Annotated in this window: 10 protein-coding genes; 4 read left to right on the top strand and 6 right to left on the bottom strand. The window is 54.7% G+C overall.

Translation table 11 applies throughout. The features are described from left to right. The first annotated feature begins 169 nt into the window (after positions 1-169). From ACLHIL_RS02910 to ACLHIL_RS02920, 3 genes are all read left to right on the top strand, one after another. A complete protein-coding gene (locus tag ACLHIL_RS02910; RefSeq protein WP_411296449.1) occupies positions 170-988 on the top strand; it encodes an inositol monophosphatase family protein in 819 nt (272 codons plus the stop codon). Positions 989-1,419: 431 nt separating this feature from the next. Beyond that, complete coding sequence (locus ACLHIL_RS02915) at positions 1,420-2,610, top strand: exonuclease SbcCD subunit D (RefSeq protein WP_411296450.1); 1,191 nt, start codon at positions 1,420-1,422, stop codon at positions 2,608-2,610. Further along, a complete protein-coding gene (locus ACLHIL_RS02920; protein ID WP_411296451.1) occupies positions 2,592-5,738 on the top strand; it encodes an AAA family ATPase in 3,147 nt (1,048 codons plus the stop codon). The genes ACLHIL_RS02915 and ACLHIL_RS02920 overlap by 19 nt, the downstream gene beginning before the upstream one ends. 41 nt (positions 5,739-5,779) lie before the next feature. On the opposite strand, the gene ACLHIL_RS02925 is transcribed toward ACLHIL_RS02920, so the two are convergent. Continuing rightward, positions 5,780-6,247: a DUF6912 family protein gene (locus tag ACLHIL_RS02925; RefSeq protein WP_411296452.1), complete on the bottom strand. Its 468-nt coding sequence runs from the start codon at positions 6,245-6,247 to the stop codon at positions 5,780-5,782. A 371-nt stretch (positions 6,248-6,618) separates the two neighbouring features. Between ACLHIL_RS02925 and ACLHIL_RS02930 the strand changes: the two genes are divergently transcribed. Beyond that, positions 6,619-7,809, top strand: coding sequence for an Rv3235 family protein (locus tag ACLHIL_RS02930; RefSeq protein WP_411296453.1), 1,191 nt, complete (start codon positions 6,619-6,621; stop codon positions 7,807-7,809). A gap of 141 nt (positions 7,810-7,950) precedes the next feature. Here the strand turns inward: ACLHIL_RS02930 and secA are convergent, their stop codons facing one another. From secA to nuoL, 5 genes are all read right to left on the bottom strand, one after another. Beyond that, entirely contained in the window at positions 7,951-10,776 is a 2,826-nt protein-coding gene (secA, locus tag ACLHIL_RS02935) for a preprotein translocase subunit SecA (protein WP_411296454.1), read from the bottom strand. Between the two features lie 151 nt (positions 10,777-10,927). After that, positions 10,928-11,938, bottom strand: coding sequence for a polyprenyl synthetase family protein (locus ACLHIL_RS02940; protein WP_411296455.1), 1,011 nt, complete (start codon positions 11,936-11,938; stop codon positions 10,928-10,930). Further along, positions 11,935-13,527, bottom strand: a complete 1,593-nt coding sequence (gene nuoN, locus ACLHIL_RS02945) for an NADH-quinone oxidoreductase subunit NuoN (protein WP_411296456.1) — start codon at positions 13,525-13,527, stop codon at positions 11,935-11,937. Before nuoN ends, ACLHIL_RS02940 begins: the two co-directional genes overlap by 4 nt. Further along, positions 13,524-15,056: an NADH-quinone oxidoreductase subunit M gene (locus ACLHIL_RS02950; protein WP_411296457.1), complete on the bottom strand. Its 1,533-nt coding sequence runs from the start codon at positions 15,054-15,056 to the stop codon at positions 13,524-13,526. Before ACLHIL_RS02950 ends, nuoN begins: the two co-directional genes overlap by 4 nt. Positions 15,057-15,073: 17 nt before the next feature. Next, positions 15,074-17,023 (bottom strand): NADH-quinone oxidoreductase subunit L, encoded by a 1,950-nt coding sequence (gene nuoL / locus ACLHIL_RS02955; RefSeq protein WP_411296458.1) that lies wholly within the window; start codon positions 17,021-17,023, stop codon positions 15,074-15,076.

Consider the following 17,023-nt stretch of genomic DNA (forward strand, 5'->3'; position numbering starts at 1 on the left):
AAAACCGTGGCCAGAGCAACACATTCTGCCCCTATATCCCCAATCATCATGCGTATCCGTTCTGTATAGAACTGGCATATCTTTATCCACACGTCTATTCGTGCGCTTCTTCAGCTTCCCTCTGCGACTTAAGTACCCCACGTACTAGCCGGTAGCGTATGGTGGATTCATGGAAACTATCACTGCACACAGCGCATACTATGACGACCTTGTTTTGGCTTTACAGATTGCCGACGAGGTAGACGCTTTTACCATGCGCCGCTTTATGGCAAGTGATCTTCACGTCGAAACAAAACCGGATCTCAGCCCAGTGACCGACGCTGACCGAGAGGCAGAGAACATCGCCCGCCGCATACTACATCAAGAGCGCCCATACGACGCCATTGTGGGCGAAGAGCACGGGCATACTGGGCACAGCGCACGTACCTGGATTATTGATCCCATTGACGGGACGAAGAACTTCGTTCGCGGCGTGCCCGTGTGGGCGACCCTCATTGCACTATCGGAAAATGAGCGAATCGTGCTCGGAGTTGTTTCCGCACCTGCCTTATCACGCCGCTGGTTTGCCGCGGAAAATATGGGCGCCTACTGCGGGGAACGTATCGGGCAAGCCCGTGCAATATCTGTTTCTGGCGTGCAACACATCGCTGACGCCTCCCTGTCATATTCATCTTTGGATGGCTGGGAACCTCGCAACCAGCTACCAGCTTTTATCGAGTTGTGCCGTCAGTGCTGGCGAACTCGCGGATTTGGCGATTTTTGGTCATATATGCTCGTGGCCGAAGGGGTATGCGATATTGCTACAGAGCCAAAGCTCGAACTCCACGACATGGCTGCCCTCGTTCCCATCGTCACAGAAGCGGGCGGGCGTTTCACCTCATTATCCGGTATTGACGGGGCCGGTGGACCAGGAGCGCTTGCTACCAACGGGATACTCCATGAAGCTGCGCGCGCCATCCTCAATACGCCCACGCAGTCCCCCGAGTGAAAGGCAATCAGCCCAATACTGCCACAGGTACAGTTATATCCTTTGCCAGTTAAGCTCTGGCTCGTTGCACGCTATACCCGCGTGTACTCCCTCTTTTTCTGCCGGTTTCACTAGCCTCCCCCGTTTCCTTCGCCCCGTTTCCTTCACCCCGTTCCGTTCCGTTTTCCGTTCCGCTTCCACCACTCCCGTCCACCCATTTCCGCCTACTTTCTGCCTAGTTTCTGCCGCTCCCAGTTTTCCGCTCGCTTCTCCTCTTCCCTCCCCCCCCACCGACTGTCCTCGATTGCCTTCCTCAGGCACCCGCATCCACCTAATATCCCTTCCCTGTTTCTTGATCTTCCGTATTCCACACACCTAGCCAATAGAGTTACCCACACTTATCCCATAGAATTCCACCGCGTTCCCCGCCCAGAGATCATTACACTAGAGATATGCGTTTTCTTCATACGGCCGATTGGCATTTAGGCCGCTGCCTCCATGGCGCCAGCCTCACACCTGCTTTCGAACAGTGGTGTCAACACGTCATTGACGTATCGGCAAGTGAAGATATCGATGCGCTCTTCATCAGTGGTGACGTCTTTGACCAAGGCGTCCCTCCCGTCGTCATGGTCGATCTGCTTGCCGAGACGCTTGAGCAAATTGCCGAACATACGCGGGTCATCATCACCTCCGGCAACCACGATTCCGCCAAACGCCTCGGATTCGGGGCCGGGCTCATGCGCGAAGGGATCTATATCCGTACTGATTCGCGCAACGCGCACATCCCCATCGTGATACCTGGACGGCACGACGAATACGCCCTGATCTACCCCATCCCGTATCTCAATCCAGATATAGAAAACGTCAAACTCGTCAGTACCGACGAAGATCGCCCACCCCTGGAACGCAGCCACACTGCCGTCCTCACTGAGGTATCACACCGTATCACCGCAGACCTGCACCATCGCCGCGCCGCCGACGCCGAAGCCCGTATCATTCTCGCTCATGCTTTTATCTCTGGCGCAGAGCCCAGCGAATCAGAGCGATCCATCAGTATCGGCGGCGCAGAAGCAGTGGCCGCATCCGTCTTTCACTGTGAGGGGCTTATCGACTACGTTGCATTAGGGCATCTACACCGCCCCCAACGCGTCGGCGATCCACAACATGGGCCGCTCATGCGCTATAGCGGATCGCCCATCGCCTTCTCTTTCTCAGAGGAACAGCAGCAAAAGACGTCCATTATTTATGACACTACTGCGGTCGATCCGATTGAATATATCCCGGCTCCGGTCTACCGCCCCTTAGCGACCTTAACCGGCACCCTCGACGAACTATTATCGCCACGTTACTGCGATTACCAGGATCATTTTCTCCGAATCTACATCACCGATCCAGAACGCCCACAACATCTACACGAAAAACTCCTTGCACGTTTTCCACAGCTGCTCACCTATCAGCACTTATGCGAGCGCAGCGAATTAGCGGTCGCCGAAATGACACAAATTCGTAGTGATCCGTTGACCGTCCTCACCCAATTCTTTACGTCAACTGGCGGGCGAGAACTAGATACGGCAGAACAGGAAATCATTGATCGCACCTGGCGCGAAGTCATCAAGGAGGAACAATGCGATTTCGTTCGCTGACGCTCAGTGCCATCGGGCCATTCCCTGGCACTCATACGATTGACTTCGACGTCCTAACCGCCTCGCGAATTTTCCTCTTCGACGGACCTACCGGATCAGGCAAATCCTCAATTATTGACGCGCTAGTCTTTGCCCTATACGGCACAGTAGCTGGCAATGAATCAGATCCCTCACGCATCCGATCAATCTACGCCGATCTAGGAACCGAATCGTATGTCGATCTCATCTTCACCATCGCTTCTGGAACCTATCGAGTGCGTCGCAGCCCCAAATGGATCGCACAAAAGAAACGCGGCGAAGGCACAATCCAACGCAATGAGAAAGCTACCCTATGGCGTCTTGGCAATGCCAATACCCCTGCAGAAAAATGGGACGCCGATAATCCCATTGCCACCAGCGTCAAGAGCGTCAATATCGCAATCAGCGAGGAAATCGGATTAAATCGCCATCAGTTCGTTCAAACCGTCATTCTCCCGCAAGGGCAATTCGCCGAATTTTTACGGCTATCATCAACGGACCGCTCCAAACTCTTGGAAACCCTCTTCGACACCTCGGCATATTCTGCTTTCACTAAACGTCTCGAAGAACAGTCAAAACACGCCCGAGGCGAGATTGAGCGCGCCGCTCACGCAGTGCATAGCGCTATCCATGCCTGGTGTGGAATTGACGGAATGAGCGAGGATTTTCCTGAGATCGCCAGCATCGAGCTCATTGATTCCCAGGACCACCGAGCGAGCGAGGCTATCGAGGAGGCTCATCGTCACATCCAAGAACGCGCGAGCACTGCTCGCCAGGAAGCAAACCGGCAGCGTGCACTGTTAACTGCCGCAACTACCCGCTACCAATCCGCAGTTGAACGCGATGCCGCACTACGCGAGCGAGAACAGTTGCAGGCATCCCACGCTAACTTAACCGCTCACAAGGATCAGATTGCAGAATATGAAACTGCGCTGTCACGCCACGAGCACGCCGCCCTCGCTGATGAACGGTTGCGCGTCTTTAATAGCGCCCATAGCAACCTCACCGCAACATTCGATCAATTTCATAGTGCCTACGACGATCTGCGCCATAGCGCCACAGTTCTCGCAGATCTGCCCCTGCCCTCAGCACTAACACAGCTGGCAAGTGAGATAGCTGGGCAAGATATGGCGGATATTACCGTTACTTCCGCCCCACCAAAGCCCCTTAGAACGCAAACCAAAGAGCTACACGACTTAACCGAGGAATATTCCCAGACGGTTAATGCCCGCCTGGCACAGGTGCAGGAACTATGCCATCGCGAATCAGAAATCGCCAAACTGCACACAGATGTTGCACAACTAAACGAGAAATTATCCGAGTGCCAAAAACAGATTGAGTACGAAGAAGAACGCCTCTCCCAACTGCCAACGAAAATAGCAGATGTACAGAACCGGCTCGACCACGCCCGAGCAACTGCCGCGCAGCTCGACCAGCTCCTCTTACAGGAGAAAGCCGGAAAGGAGCGGCTAGAACTTTTTACCCAATGCGAGAATGCGCAACAAACTACCGCTGAAATGCGCGACGCTCTCGCCGCAGCCTTGGAACAACACAATGAGTATCACGAGCAGGTCACAGAACTAACCCGTAACTGGACTCGCAGCATTGCCTGCGAATTGGCACTTGAGTTACATGAGGGATCGCCCTGCCCGGTTTGCGGTTCAACTGACCACCCTCAGCCAGCCACACCGACTGATCAGAGCGTCACACGCGAGGAAGTACGTCAGGCCCAAGAACGTCTCGAAAACTATCAGCAGGCAGTGACGACAGCGCAGCTACAACATCAAAACGCTCACACCCGCTGGGAAAGCCTAAAAGAACAGCTGGGAGAGGTCAATCAAGATGAACTTCGCTCCCAGCAACAAGCGATTGCCGAACAAATTACCAGTGCCCAACAGGCTAAATCAGAAATAACCGAGCTGAATACCCAGCTCACCGAATATACCGAAGCGCTGGATAAGGCTCGCGAACAGGCACACGCGGCCCGCGAAGAACGATCCACGTGGGAAGCCCGCATTGCCTCCTTACAAGAAGCCATCGCTTCTGGCCAACAACAGATTGACGCAGCTCTCGGCGCCGCTCAATCCCTGGAAGAATATGCCAATCACCTCCAGGCGCTAACCCACGACACCCGCGAGTTACTGCGCTGTGTTTCCGCGCTCAACACTGGCTGCAAGCAGCTCATACCAGCTCAAGCCGACGCTCAAATAGCCCTCGCTGACGCAGAGCTCACTGCTGAGCAGGTGCGGCGCGCACGGCTCGCTCCAGAAACCGCCCGCGAGTACCAAAATGCCATCCGTCGCCATTATGAAGAACTTGCCGCCGTCACCGCACAACTCACTAGCGAAAGATTGCGCAACCTTGATGACGGCGAAGATCTCGATCTGGAACAGTGCACCAAAGAGCGCGATACCGCTCAACAGCATGATGAATCTGCCCAGCGTAACGCCGTGCGTTACGAGCAACGCGCCGCGGATTCCCAACGACTCGCCCAAGACGTCACCAACGCAATAGCTCACTGGCAGCAGGCAGAACGCGATGCCGGCCCAATCGTCCGGCTTGCCTCCTTAGCCGCCGCCGAATTGCAAACAGGTAATCGAGTACGACTCAACGTATGGGTACTACTGCGCCGCTTCGAGCAAATCGTCGAACGAGCCAATGAGCACCTTTTGGCTTTCTCCTACGGAAAATACGAACTGCGCCGCAGCGATGAGGTCAGTGGGGAACGCAAGAGCGGTTTAGGGCTGACGATTATCCAACATAACAACAACGGTGAAGAGAGCTACGAACGTCCGGCCCGCTCACTGTCGGGTGGCGAGACGTTCTACACCTCACTCGCATTAGCGCTGGCACTTTCAGAGGTTGTCCAGGCGGAAAACGGCGGGATCCGCATTGAAACTTTACTCATCGACGAGGGATTTGGCACGTTGTCCGACGCATACCTCTCGGCTGTTATGGATACCTTAAGCACCCTGCGCGCGCATGGGCGCACCGTCGGGATCATCTCACACGTTGACGAGTTAAAACAGGCAATTATGGATCGAGTGAGCGTCGAGCCCTTGGCAAGCGGCGGCTCTACCCTGCGCGTCCCCCATATACCGAGCAGCTAACCGCGCACTACTCACGCTACTACCTGGTTTACTCGCGTTACTCAGTTCTCCAATTCTCCAGATACTCCGAGTTCGCGCATCAGGTCCGCACGTTCGCATACGTCATACCACAGTAATTCAATATCTCCACAGGCAAGGAATGCCGCTTCATCGCCGGCAATTGCCTGAGAAATCAGCGCGTGTTGCCCTGGCTCATCTACCAAAATTGACACGACCTGATCCCAGCTCACCGAGGCTGACATTTGAAGCGCCGTCGGCAATTGGGGATCATCACTACAGGGCACATCCGTTTCTGCGATAGCTACCAGCCGACGTCGGCACTGCTCGTGCGGGGCATTGCTCATGAGCCGAAGTGAATCGTCGGCAGCCGCCAACGTCGCAATCATTTCCCAGCCCTCGTCATCTTCATTCGGGATCGCCTGACGCAGCCTCGCAGTCACTCCATGAGCGATACGAGCACTCACGGGGGCAGCTAATTCACTGGCAATAAGCGGGATATATAAACGCATATTTGTAGTTTACTGCCTGAATGACATCACACGAATAATGCGGGGTATTCCCCCTCGCGCCACTTTATCTCATGCCGCATAATACTCTTACATCTGATATTCAGAGTTCATAGCTTTTAGCTTAAATATCTATATTAGATGCGCATGTTTCTTCGCTGAGAATCCTGGTTGCCATGGCGTGCAACCACTCCTCGTCAGCCACCACGCTTCGCCGCCAACAGGCATACCTGCCTTAGGTATCTGTTGGCAACACCGTTCCCGCCGTGACTGCCAGCTTTCTCGGCATATATGGCCATCCACAGATGCCTCACCGCTGTGTTTCAGGTGCCGCAACGCACGTTCATTCTTATTAATCTATTCAAGGAAATATCATGATTGTTCCTCCGTCTCTCGCGCCGAAACAATCCACAGCCGTTGAGCCCAACCCAGCTCTAGAATCACTCGAAGCTGGATCAACTGATGAACTCTCAGGCGATACCTCGTACCAGGCGCCGCGTTACACCGCAAACGATCCGTCGCAAAGCACGCAATCCCCTCCGCCATCTCCTGCCAGTTCCAGCGCGCCGCGTATCCTGCCCAAACGCAGAATTATGCCGCCATTGGAGTCGCTCCCCTATACCCCACGGATACCACCGACTCAGCTTGTGGCCCGACGGTATCCGCCCGATTCTGGCACACTGCGAAAACCAACCCTGCCACCATCCCATAGCCTAGTGACGGATCAAGCACCCTCCGTATCCCACGATGTGCCATCGGGGCGAGGCGCGATACCAACTCAGAAATCGCTGGCTGCCTACACCTTGGCTGCCCACGATTCACTAGCTATTCGCGATTCTCCGGTTACTCGTGATTCATCGGCTCCCCAAAAATCAACGGATCCCCAGAAATCAACGGGCAGTAACGATTCGCTGGTCGCCACAAAATCCCTACCTAACCGGAGATCCCTACCTAACCGGAGATTAACAGCCGAGCGGGGATCGACACCCAGGCAGGAATTAGTAGCCAGCCAGGTAGCAGCAGACCAGAGATCGCTAGCCAGCCAAAGATTAATCGCTAAGCAACAATCACTCACGAGTGAGAACTCAGCAGCTAACCAGAGCTCCGCGCAAAACCAGCACAGCTTCGATCGAACGTCTTTCCATTCTCCACCACTAAACAGCCCGATATACGCACCAGATGACGCTGACGGAATCCACTTGCGAACCCGCTCCGCCCGTTATGCGGGCACTAAGCTCACCTCGCCAGCTCATTTCGCCGCGGCTCTCGTCACTCAGGCGATCGAAGTACTTCTTGGGCATCGGCCACCACGTCACCTGCAATCCTGGCTTCATCCAGAGGTCTATGACGCACTCGTGCGACGCGCTGGCCTCGCATTACGCATTGCTGGTCGAGCTGCCCCACGGCAATCACCGCGTATCCGGCGCATCGTCGTATGTGAGCCGCGCCCACGAGTAGCAGAAGTATCACTTGTCGTCTTTGACGGCCTGCGCATACGTGCTGCCGCCGTCCGGCTAGAAATCCGACGTGAACGCTGGCACGTCACCGCGTTGGAGATTATTTAATAATCTGCCGATATGTATCGGTGGGGAGCGCCAGGCATAATACCCGGTGCTCCCCACCGCTATGCGTTATTGATAGTGGGCGGTAACCGAGCTATGGCAAGCCCGCCCACCTATCGCCCACTACATTGGCTTGATACTCAATCAGCGCTTCTTATTACGCTTCTGAGCGGCACGACGCTGCGCACGATTCATCCCCTGCGCCGGATTCGCCACCGCGGTATCGCTTGCCTCATCACCAGATTCGCTTCTCGCTGCGCTCACGCCAAAGGCAGCACCACCACCGCGGCTTGAGCTAACAGGGCGTTGATCCTGCTGAGTTTCTGCCGAAGAGTAGGCTAATTTGCGCTGGGCTTGCGGCTCTGGACGCTTAATGCCCAGCAATTGTTCTGTGCTCATCTTGCGTGCAGCCGCCACATTATTGGCCATCATCGCAGCTTGATCGTTCTGCGCCTGCTCCATCGCCTCCCGAGCAGCCCGCTCAGAGGGCAGCTCGAAATTCATCAAATGCCGCACCGTTTCTTCTCGGATCGCGTCATTCATCTGCTGGAAGAGCTGGAAACCTTCCTGCTTGTACTCCACTAGCGGATTGCGCTGCGCCATCGCACGCAGACCAATGCCTTCTTTCAGGTAGTCCATCTCATACAGATGTTCCCGCCACTTACGATCCAAAACGTTTAGGAGGATCTGCCGCTCAACGGCACGCATCTGTTCCGCACCAAGCTCTTCTTCCCGCTCCTCGTAAAGCGCTTGAACGTCCTCGCGCAGTTCGCGTTGGATAACATCAGCCGTCAGTGCCCGCTGCCCACCATGCTCATCGGCTAGTTCCTCAGGCGAAAAAGACGGCTTATAGATATTGCGGGCGTCCGTCCACATGGCGTCCAAATCCCAATCCCGCGAATCGCCTTCCGTGTGGCCAGCAACAACATCTTCAATGACGAAATCCATGAAGGATTCGATCTGCTCAGCGACGTCCTCACCATCCAAAATACGACGACGTTCACCGTAAACCACAGTGCGCTGCTCGTTCATAACATCGTCGTACTTCAGCACGTCCTTACGGATCTGCGCATTGCGGGATTCCTTTGCCCCTTGCGAACGTTCGATGTAGTTCGCCAATACCTTCAGATCCAAGGCTTCATCTTCCGGACCATTCTTGAACGGAGCAAGCATCCGGAAATTACCAAAATGAACCAACAGCTCATCATCTAAGGACAAGTAGAACCGCGATTCGCCCGGATCACCTTGACGCCCAGAACGACCGCGTAGCTGATTATCAATTCGGCGTGACTCGTGGCGTTCCGAACCTAATACGTACAGACCACCGAGCTCAACTACTTCGTCATGTTCTGCCTGCACCGCTGCCTTTGCTTCCGCTAAAACCTCAGGCCAGGCTGCCTCATACTCTTCCGGATTCTCTTGCGGATCAAGCCCCCGCTTTTCCATCATCTCCACAGCGATGTATTCCGCATTGCCGCCGAGCATAATATCGGTACCACGACCAGCCATATTGGTCGCCACCGTCACGGCATGTTTCCGCCCTGCCATTGCCACCACGGCTGCTTCGCGCTGATGCTGCTTCGCATTGAGCACAGCATGCGGAACATGAGCTTTCTTCAACAACGCCGATAGCTTCTCAGAGTTTTCCACCGACGCAGTACCTACCAGAACCGGCTGACCGACGCGGAAACGCTCCTGAATATCAGCCACAATAGCGTTCAGCTTTCCCCGCTCGGTGGGGTAAACAATATCCACATGATCTTCGCGGATCATCGGCAAATTCGTCGGAATCGGAACAACACCGATGTTGTACGTCGAGGCAAACTCTTCAGCTTCTGTTTCTGCAGTACCCGTCATACCGGAGAGCTTGTCGTACAAGCGGAAATAGTTTTGCAAAGTAACTGAAGCTAAGGTCTGATTCTCGGCCTTAATTTCCACACCCTCTTTGGCTTCAATCGCCTGGTGCATACCCTCGTTGTACCGACGCCCCGGCAAAACACGCCCGGTGTGCTCATCAACGATCAGCACTTCTCCCTCAGCGACAATATAATCCTTATCGCGATGGAATAATTCCTTGGCTTTGATCGCATTATTCAAGTAGCCGATAAGCGGAGTATTTACTGACTCGTACAGATTATCTATTCCAATAAGATCCTCGATCTTATCAATACCCGGCTCTAAGATACCTACATTGCGCTTCTTCTCATCAACCTCATAGTCAATATCCCGCTTAAGATCATTGACTGCCTGAGAGAACATGGCGTACCACTTATTTGCGTCGCCCTCAGCCGGACCAGAAATAATCAACGGAGTACGCGCCTCGTCAATCAAGATCGAATCAACCTCATCGACGATAGCGTAATAGTGATCGCGCTGTACTAGCCCCTCTGGGGACATCGCCATATTGTCACGCAAATAATCAAAACCAAACTGGTTGGCCGTCCCGTAAGTAATATCGCAGGCATAGGCACGCCGACGCTGCTCCGCACTCAACTCGGTGGTTACACAGCCCGTCGTCATCCCCAAGAAACGATACACGCGCCCCATCAGTTCTGATTGATATGAGGCGAGATAGTCGTTAACCGTTACAACGTGGACGCCTTTGCCTGGAATTGCATTGAGATAGGAAGCTAAGGTGGCTACTAAGGTCTTTCCTTCACCCGTCTTCATTTCCGCAATATTGCCCAGGTGCAGCGCAGCGCCACCCATAATCTGGACGTCGAAGTGGCGTTGCCCGAGGGTGCGCACTGAGGCCTCTCGCACCGTCGCGAAGGCTTCCGGCAATAAATCATCCAAAGACTCGCCCGCAGCATACCGCTCACGGAACTCCTGAGTCTGAGCTTTGAGCTCCTCGTCCGTCATGGCCTGCACGACGCTCTCGAACTCGTTTACCTGCTCGGTAATACCCTTGAGCTTCTTCAAAGTACGACCTTCGCCAGCACGAAGGATCTTGTTGAGTATTTTACGCACAATTACTCCTGTTCACGGCTGCCGCTATTCTACCGCGTCAGATACCTAACGAAGAATTCTCGCGCCACTTCTCTCCCAGAGCACAAGAAACGCCTCCATCGGTTAGCTTACTGCCAGCACCGACGAAGGCGTATCTGCTATTCACACCGCGCTATGCCATTCGATCAACCATTGCATGAGCAAACATCACCAAATAGTCATAGACATGATGCCCGTGAATTGGCGCTAAAAACTCCAGTGCCTCATCAACCCAGGACTGTGCGATCTCTTGCGTCTGGGCAAGAACCGGATGCTCGCGCAACATCTGGACAACCCGCTCCAAGCGGCCGTCTTCCTCCAGGTGCCCTTCGTTGAGCATAGCGAGGATCTGTGCGCCAGCGGCGTCAAGTTTGCCCTCCTGCCGGTATTTCTCCAACAGAAGCGTCGGCATCGTCGGTACGCCCTCTAAGAGATCCGTTCCGGGAGTCTTACCCGTCAGCGCCGGATCAGCCGATAAATCAATGACGTCATCAGCAACTTGGAAGGCAACCCCGATCCGTTCACCGAAACGTGCAAGAGCCTCACCGACCTCATCACTTCCTCCAGAGGCCAAGACGCCATGATGCGCTGCCGCAGCAATCAACGATCCCGTTTTATCGGCTAAAACTTGCAGATGATGCGCGATGTGGTCCTCATTTTCTAAGGGGCCAACCGTTTCATGCAACTGCCCCATGCACAGGCGTTCAAAGGAGGCAGCGTGCATATAGATCGCTTTTTCCCCTAATCCCGCTACGATCTTTGACGCGCGAGAGAACAGCACATCACCAGCCATAATCGCCGACGAATTACCGAAGATATATTGGGCCGACGGCACACCCCGCCGGCGCGGAGCCTGATCCATGACATCATCGTGGTACAGCGAGGCCAGATGAGTCAGCTCAATAACAACGGCGGCGTCTAGGACGGCCGGAGCGTCGGGGTTGGGGCCCAGCTCCGAGGTAAGCAAGGTGAGTAGGGGACGCAATCGCTTCCCGCCCGCATCGGCTAGATGCGCGGTGGTGCTATCGACAACAACGTCATCGACTCTCACCTGTGCGTGCAGGAGATCTTCGACATCGCCAAGACGACGCGCAATGCGTTGAGCAAAGGCGTCGTCGCTGGCGAGGAACTCGGTCACGCTCACACGAACGACCCGAGGATAAAGTCGAATACCGGACCAGGGAATACGCCGAGGGCAATCGTGCCGATAACGGCAAGCACAATCGCAACCACTGACATTCCTTCAGACTCAACCACAGCAACCGATTGGGCTTGCGGAGCACGGAAGAACATGAGCTGAATCAACCGGAAGTAGAACACGCCCGTTACCACTGAGGCCAATACCGCCACGATCACTAGCGGTACCATATGCGCGTCCAAACCAGTGACGAACACTTGGAACTTACCAATGAATCCGCCAGTAAACGGGATTCCGGCAAAGGATAGTAAGAAAATCGTCATCGCAGCGGCCAACATCGGGCTGCGCTGGCCTAAGCCTGCCCAGCTAGCGAGTTTAGTGGCCTCACCGAGAATATTGCCGGCAGCGTCGCGCTCTTTCACTAGAGTCACTACCCCGAACGCCCCGACAGTTGCCACTCCATAAGCCAATAGATAGAACAGAACTGCCGCGAGAGCCTTGCCAGGATGCGCCGAGCCCGTCCAGCTAATCGCGTTAATAGCGATCAAGATAAATCCCGCATGGGCAATCGAAGAGTAGGCCAGCATCCGCTTGACATCGGTTTGCGCCAGACCGGCAAATGTTCCGATGACAATCGTGGCAATGATAACGATCCACATGAAAATGCTGATCGTGGAATAAGCATGCCCCACCAACAGCAGGAATACCCGACCCAAAACCACGAAAGCCGCCGTCTTTGTTCCCGCTGCCATGAATCCGGTGATCGGAGTAGGCGCACCTTGATAGACATCCGGCGTCCACGCATGGAATGGCGCTGCACCAACCTTGAAGAGCAGGCCAATTACCAGCATAATGACGCCCATTGTCAACAAGGCCGTTGATAAACCAGCGCGATATTCATAGGTGAAGATGACGGCGAAATCCAAGGAACCAGTCGAACCATAGATGAAGGCCGAGCCCATCAAGAAGATCGCCGACGAGAACGCTCCCAATACAAAGTACTTCAGAGCCGCTTCTTGCGAGAGCAACCGCTTACGACGGGCAGTCGCGCACAGAACATAGAGCGGCAGTGAAATCACTTCTAATGCGATGAATAGCGAGAGCAGATTGAAGCTTGATACAAAAGCCATCATTCCGCCGGTGGCGAATAGCGCTAAGGGGAAAATTTCCGTTTGCTGACGACCAGCTCGGGTCATCTCCCGCTCTGCGGATGACCCCGGGCGGGTTGCCGCGCTGGCGGCAAATGCACCTTCCCGAGTTTGCGTCCGATCGGCAATCACGAGGAATGCCAGTAACGCGCAACCAACAATAATTGATTGTGAGATAAGGGAGATGGCATCTTCAGCGAAAGGATAGACCATGCCTGTTTGAGACTCGTGGAATGCCAGCGGGGTCATCGTATTGCCCGTCTGCATTTCCGTCCAGCGCCACACAATCGCCACTAGCGCGACGGCAAGAGCCAGCAAGGATAGCGTCACCTGCACACCACGACGAACACGATAGGGCAAAAACGCCTCAACGAGCGTTCCCGCAACTGCCGCCCCTAGGACAACCAGTATCGGCAGAATTGCTAGCCATGAGATTTGGACGTTCACTTCGTGCTCCCTTCATCTGCGACCGGCACGAACGTTGCGCTCGTGACCTGGTGAGCAACTGGTGTAACTGCATCGATCACTGGAGCTGGATAGAAACCAAGGAAAAGCATTGCGGCAATCAACAATCCCATGACGGTCTTTTCCCGACCATTGAGATCAGCCACATGCACATCCGGCTTCGGCCCAGTAAAGACTCTCTGATATGGCAACAGGATGTATAGGGCAGCTAAAACGACGCCAATAACAGCGCAGATAGCGGCGGCCGGCAACATCCGATACGTCCCCATCAGAACCATGTATTCCGGAATAAAACCGGATAAACCCGGAAGGGCGATCGTAGCCAAACCAGCAACCAAGAATGTGCCAGCAATCCAGGGAGTAACTCGCTGCCAGCCCCCGAAGTCAGCGATCTTGTGTGAGCCAGATTGGCGGCGACCTAAGAACCCGACAACGAGGAAGAGCGCAGCAGTGCCCACGCCATGAGCCACCATATAGACGATGGCGCCCGTCATAGCAAGGCTAGATCCCGAGAAAATACCGAGAATCATAAAACCGAAATGCGATACCGAGGTATAGGCGATCAAACGCATGAGGTCCTTCGAAGCGATAGCAACGAGCGCGCCCCACAGAATCGAGATAATCGCCAAGGTAATAACAATAGGAGCTACTTCCTTGCAGGCTTGCGGGAATAACGGCAAACAAATAGCAATCATGCCGTAGGTGCCGAGCTTATCGAGTACGCCAACAAGCAATGTCGAGGTACCAGCCGGAGCGTCCTGTGCCGCGTCAGGCAACCAGGTGTGGACCGGCCACATCGGTGCTTTGATCGCAAAGGCAATGAAGAAAGTGGCAAAGACAGCCAACTGTGCCCCACCGGATAGCTGCAAGCCATTGGCCATATTGTCGATCACGAAACCGCGCGATCCGCCTGGACCGCTACGGTACACCGCGATGACGCCGATCAGCATAACCAGCCCACCCAAAAGGGAGTAAATCAGGAACTTCATCGCTGCATGCTGACGATTTTGCCCCGAACCGTAACGCCCAATCATGAAGAAGATTGGCAGAATCATCAGCTCGAACAAGATGTAGAAAACGAATACATCCCGTGCGGCGAAGAGCCCGATCATAATGGCTTCAAGGAATAGGACCCAGGCGAAGTAGCCAGTGCCACGCTGCCCACCCATATCGTCCCAGGAGGCCAGCACAACCACCGGCACAAGGAATACAGCGAGAGCGACCATAACCGCGCCCATGCCGTTAAGCCCCCAGGTGAGTGATACTCCGATCTGCGGGATCCATGTGTAGGACTCTGTGAGCTGAATGGTCGCCGCATCTTTAATGGAGAAATGCTGGACCATAGCGACCACGAACAATACGAGAATAATCCCCGAACATGCCAATGCAATCGGACGAGCAACTCGCGCTAGTGGCTTAACCAGCCATAGCACCAGTGCGCCGAGCAGCGCCAGGAGGATCATCGCTGACAACCACGGGAAGCCAGCCTCAGAAACAGTTTGCAAATGCATCTAGTGTCCTCCTCGTCCTATAGCGCCGTCGCAACGACGACGATGAGTGCGATAACCAGACCGATGGTGATATAGCTGGCGTAGTTGCGCACATATCCGGTTTGCAACTTTCCGATGAGACGCCCCACAGCGGGACCAAGTTTTCCGCAACCTTCTACCACGCCGTCAACCATGGCGCGATCGGCAATCTCCGTACCGGCAGCTAAGGTCATTCCTGGACGCATAAAGATCGTCTCATTAACAAGATCCTGGTACAGATCATTACGTGCTGCACGCGTCAACCCAGAACCAATCGGCGCTGCCTTCGGCATCGGATCTGCCACGTACATCTTCCACGCCACGCCGACCCCAACGGCAACTACGACCAAGGTAATGGCAGTGATAGCTATGACAGGCAATACCGGCTCACCGTGCTCGGCATGACCAATTGCCGGTTCAAGCCAGGTCAAGAATCCGGTGTAATTCAAGATCGCACCCAACGCCAAGGAGCCAACTGCCAAAATAGCCATCGGCACCCACATAAGCGGCGAGGGATCATGCGGATGTTTCGCATTCGAGCCGGATGAGGACCACCGCGGAGCGCCCAAGAAAATTCCAAAAACAAGGCGCGACATGTAAAAGGCCGTCAAGCCGGCGACCAATACCGTCACCACGCCAAAGACCCACGGGCGAGCACCCTGCCCGGTAAAGGCTGCCTCAATGATCTTATCCTTGGAATAGAAACCGGATAGGAACGGGACGCCAATAATAGCCACATAGCCTGCGAGGAAAGTCCAGAAGGTGATCTTCATACGCTTGCCTAGCCCGCCGAAACCGCGGATATTGACCTCATCTCCCATCGCGTGCATGACAGCGCCGGCACCCAAGAACATATTGGCTTTGAAGAAACCGTGGGTGACCAGATGGAAGATCGCAAATCCAGCCCCGACCGGCCCTAATCCAGCAGCTAACATCATGTAGCCGATTTGCGACATCGTTGACGCAGCGAGGACTTTCTTCATGTCGTCTTTCGCCGCACCCACAATGGCACCGAACGTCAAAGTAATCAGACCGACGATCCCAACCACGAGCGCCGCATTCGGGGCGGCCAGGTAGATCGCGCCGGAACGAACCATCAAGTAGACACCGGCGGTAACCATCGTCGCCGCATGGATCAAGGCTGACACCGGCGTCGGACCAGCCATTGCGTCTCCCAACCAGGCCTGCAACGGGAACTGTGCAGACTTACCACAGGCAGCCACCAGCAGGAATAGCCCGATGAGGGTTGCCGTAGCAGTTGGCAAAGTGGCAGCCGCGGTAGAGACATCGCTGAAACGAACCGAGCCGACCGAAGCCACCATAGCCATCATGGCAATCAACATTCCTAGATCGCCGACACGGTTCATCACAAAGGCTTTCTTACCGGCAGTGGCATATTCGGGAACGTGATTCCAGAAGGAGATCAGCAGGTAGGAGGCCAGGCCCACACCTTCCCAACCGAAGAACAACACTGCATAAGAGTTGCCAAGAACAAGGAGCAACATGGCAGCGACGAACAGGTTGAGATACGCAAAGAATCGACGGCGAGCCGGATCGTGCTCCATGTACGACACAGAATAGATATGGATTAATGTGCCGACGAAAGTCACCAGCAAAACGAAGGTCATTGATAGTGGATCAGCTCGCGTTCCAAAGTCGACGCTAAATCCGTCAACGACGGGAATCCAGGTAAATAAGGTGGATTCCACAACACGCTGACCCGCGTCAAGCCCAATTAACTGCAACGTCGCCAATAATCCGATAACGAAAGACGCAGCCGAGGCCAGGATTGCCAGCCAGTGCCCCCATTTATCAGCCGTTTTACCGGAAACAAGCAGGAAAGCGCAGCTAAGCAGCGGGATCGCAACAGCAAGCCACACCAGCGACGCTGGACCCGTGCTACTCGCGACCGTATTCGCAGCACTTACTGAGAAAAATGCATCAGTCAA

The organism is Trueperella sp. LYQ143 (genome assembly GCF_046599595.1).
Lineage (GTDB): Bacteria > Actinomycetota > Actinomycetes > Actinomycetales > Actinomycetaceae > Trueperella.